This is a genomic window from Thermodesulfobacteriota bacterium (assembly GCA_031082315.1).
Classification (GTDB): domain Bacteria; phylum Desulfobacterota; class QYQD01; order QYQD01; family QYQD01; genus QYQD01.
Genome location: JAVHLC010000027.1, coordinates 4971 through 8306, shown reverse-complemented (window position 1 = coordinate 8306; position 3336 = coordinate 4971). Strand labels below are relative to the sequence as shown.

The window sequence follows — 3336 nt, the reverse complement described above, 5'->3', positions numbered from 1 at the left end:
GTCAAAGGGCGCCCTTTGACGACATTCGCCTTGGGTGGGGGAGGTGGTGTGCGGGGGTATCTCTGCGCGAATGTTTGCATTCGCAAACCCTACGGGTCGCCAAACATAGGATGTTGTGGCGACATTCGCGCCGTATCCCTCGACAAAGCTTGCTGCCGAAAGGGCCGCTCTTCTGCCTCACGCAGGCTGTGCGCTCAGGTGTGGTCCGGCAGGCCAGACACGCCCGCCATTGAGCCGACTCCGCAAAGAGGCGGCCTGGCCTGCCAGACCCGTATCATTGCTTATGACTTCCGTGAAGCCGAAGAACCAGAAGTTTCAGAATATATGTAAGAGGAGGATAGCGTATCACTCGGGTGGAAAATGGTCAAATGGCGGGGCAATTGCCAGTGCAGAATTTCAAAAGAGAACTGTGTGATGAGGTGCATTGAATAGTATTAAATCATCTTGCGTGAAATCGCAGCTATGTTTCCGAGGGGCCTCCTAGGGAAAAGGGGTGGGTTGAATGGAAATAACATCAGTAATGACTAATCCAGAACGTAACTTACCTATACTAAAAAATTATATTGACAGTCTTATCTCACTTTCGTGTGAAATTTTATCATTTCTTCCCAGGATTGATAAATCAGATCATATGGCTTTTATGGCATTATGCTTTGCTTCCTCGCAACACGACCGTCTTAAGGCAATTAAGTTACTGGTGGATGCAGGATTATGTATGGATGCTGGGCAGATTGCAAGGAGTATGCTTGAAGGTATGTGTTACCTAATTTGGGCAAAGAAAGAGCCGTCGGAGCGACCCTTACTCTGGTTGGAATACGCCTATGTACAAGATTTTAAGGCAATACAAATAAAGGAAAAATGGAAAGGAGCTCCAGATCCGGCTTATAAGAAAAAAGTAGAAGATGGCATTAGAGCTACTGGAACCAAGTATTATACTTCTAAAAATCTAGAAAAATTTCAAAAAGGCGACCCATTGCCTGATGACCCCTATGTAAGCAAATGGTATGAAAATGAATTAGATGGAAAAACTATTAGAAAAGTCTTTAAAGAGATAATGGTGGAACAATTATATGATATTGCATATGCAGATACAAGTGGATGGCTTCATTGGAACATTACAACTTTGGAATACACTCTCCATTACGAAGGTGATACTATAAATTATTGCTCTGCAGATCCACATACAGCTTGTATAGCTCTTTCGACGGGATTTCAGGCACTTGATCGATCTTTGCAAATATTAGACGCTCATTTGAAGCTCGGCTTCGAAGAAAGGTTACAAGAATTGAAGTTTAAGTTCAACCAGGCTCTGAAATAATAGTCAAAACTCAAGACAGGACCTTTCCCCGGCATACTTGAAAAAGAGGGGTGTATGTGAAGCTTTTTCAAGTATAAGGAACAATTCTTACCATGATGAACATATAGTGACCGGACTAAATCTAATAAAGGGTGGGTTTAAAACATGAGCGAAGAACAAGGATTCATCACTGTAAAACTGAGCGATAGTTCACGTGCACAGAAAGAGAATGCTTTCTTTAAACATTGTGAGAAGCATAAGATTCCTTTTGCCAGAGTTGTTGAAGCGAAAAAATACGCTTCTCTACATGCAGATCTTATAACTATTGACTCCGAACATATGAAATTTATGAGCACCGACTCTTCCGAAGCAGAAATGCACACAGTTATAGAAGAAATAATTAAGAAATATTGCGCTTCAAGAACCCCTTATACTGTCGGATCTGTGGTAACCGTGGAAAAAGTTTATATAGAGCATGCCTCCAAAGCTATGAAGTTAATCTTAGATGCCATTGCAAATATTCTGAACCATTGAGGGAACACCACGTTTCAACCCGATAGTTCATGCACAGAATCACCGTTCTTTGTGTAAAATTCTGCATGAAATAGGGTGATGTCATGAAAGCCCATAACCACGCGGTTAAAATCTTTCACTGGAGAGCGTTCCCGGAGGTCGGAGGTATTCTATACCGTCCAGCCGGAGAACGTGCTCAGAAGGGCCTGTCCTGAGAGGTCATTTTCCGGGGTGCATTGATTTATTGAGCCTGAACAAGCATCTTTCTATTCCTTCACTCCGGGAGCCTTTAGAATTGCCTGGACTTTTCTACTTATTTTTCCATTTGACAGTATTGCTATTCCTAGAAGAAGAAATATCAATAAGGCAATCGGGCCGGCCCCAGCACATACCATAGGAAATGATAAGAAGAATAGTATCGCATATAAAATCTTTCTCTTGTTTGATAGTGGATAAAAAAACGACTTGTTGCAAGATTCACAAAAACCAGAGGGGAAGCCTAAAAAAGTCCCTTTCAAATTCCCCGAATATTTAGTGCCACATTCAGTACAGATAGTATCTTCAACTTTTGGTGGATTTTCGTCTGGTTTCTCATCAGATACAGGGCCTGAAGATTTGCCCATTTTCCCACCTCTCTTCTAATACTATTCCTTCGCGCCGTGAGCTTTGAGTAGCTCGACTATATCTTTGTATCCTTTTTTGATTGCAATGCGCAGAGGAGTTCTGTTAAAGAAGCCATTCGCATTCACATCGGCGCCTTTGGAGATAAGTAATTCAGCTATTTCTTTGTGGCCCTTTTCAATTGCTTCGAACAAAGGGGTAAAACTGCATTTGTCCTCTGCATTCACATCGGCACCACTAGAGATGAGCAATTCAGCTATTTCTTTGTTCCCTTTATCAATCGCCACGTGCAGAGGGGAATCGTCATTATTATTGACATTTGCGCCTTTGGAGATAAGTAATTCAGCTATTTCTTTGTGGCCGTTAAAGCATGCCACGTGCAGAGGGGCCCAGCCATTGATGGCTTTCGCATTGACATTCGCACCACTAGAGATGAGCAATTCAGCTATTTCTTTGTGGCCTCTATCGCTTGCCATGTGGAGAGAAGTCAAGCCACTTCTGTGCTTTGCATTCACATCGGCACCACTAGAGATGAGCAATTCAGCTATTTCTTTGTTCCCTTTACCAATCGCCACGTGCAGAGGGGTAATACCATGCTTGTTCTTTGCATTCACATCGGCGCCTTTGGAGATAAGTAATTCAGCTATTTCTTTGTGGCCGTTAAAGCATGCCACGCGCAGAGGGGTCCAGTGATCAGTGGTTTTGGCATTCACATCAGCACCTTTAGAAATAAGTAATTCAGCTATTTCTTTGTGGCCTTTTTCGCATATATAAAACAGGGGAGTTTGGCCGTCTTTGTCCCTACCCTTTACATCAGCGCCATTCAAGATAAGCAATTTGGCTACTTCTTTGTGATTATGCTTCTTGTATGCCCAGTGGAGAGGGGTTTCGCCTAGCAAACTTTT

At 42.8% G+C, this 3336-nt stretch carries 5 protein-coding genes; 3 read left to right on the top strand and 2 right to left on the bottom strand.

The features are described from left to right. The 3 genes from RDU59_12780 to RDU59_12770 form a co-directional block, all read left to right on the top strand. Positions 1-330: hypothetical protein (locus RDU59_12780; GenBank protein MDQ7839355.1), on the top strand; the 330-nt coding region annotated here is incomplete at its 5' end. A 172-nt stretch (positions 331-502) separates the two neighbouring features. Next, the gene (locus tag RDU59_12775) at positions 503-1318 is read left to right on the top strand and encodes a DUF5677 domain-containing protein (GenBank protein ID MDQ7839354.1); all 816 of its coding nucleotides are present in this window, start codon (positions 503-505) and stop codon (positions 1316-1318) included. Positions 1319-1462: 144 nt separating this feature from the next. Next, positions 1463-1831: a hypothetical protein gene (locus RDU59_12770; GenBank protein MDQ7839353.1), complete on the top strand. Its 369-nt coding sequence runs from the start codon at positions 1463-1465 to the stop codon at positions 1829-1831. Between the two features lie 245 nt (positions 1832-2076). Here the strand turns inward: RDU59_12770 and RDU59_12765 are convergent, their stop codons facing one another. Together RDU59_12765 and RDU59_12760 are read right to left on the bottom strand one after the other, a co-directional pair. Continuing rightward, a complete protein-coding gene (locus tag RDU59_12765; protein MDQ7839352.1) occupies positions 2077-2433 on the bottom strand; it encodes a hypothetical protein in 357 nt (118 codons plus the stop codon). Positions 2434-2454: 21 nt separating this feature from the next. Beyond that, on the bottom strand, positions 2455-3336 hold an 882-nt coding region (locus RDU59_12760; GenBank protein ID MDQ7839351.1), incomplete at its 5' end, for an ankyrin repeat domain-containing protein.

Bases quoted from the DNA above. Each gene is read 5' to 3' on its own strand.
- RDU59_12765 (MDQ7839352.1), bottom strand. From the start codon at position 2,433: ATGGGCAAATCTTCAGGCCCTGTATCTGATGAGAAACCAGACGAAAAT.
- RDU59_12775 (MDQ7839354.1), top strand. From the start codon at position 503: ATGGAAATAACATCAGTAATGACTAATCCAGAACGTAACTTACCTATA.
- RDU59_12770 (MDQ7839353.1), top strand. From the start codon at position 1,463: ATGAGCGAAGAACAAGGATTCATCACTGTAAAACTGAGCGATAGTTCA.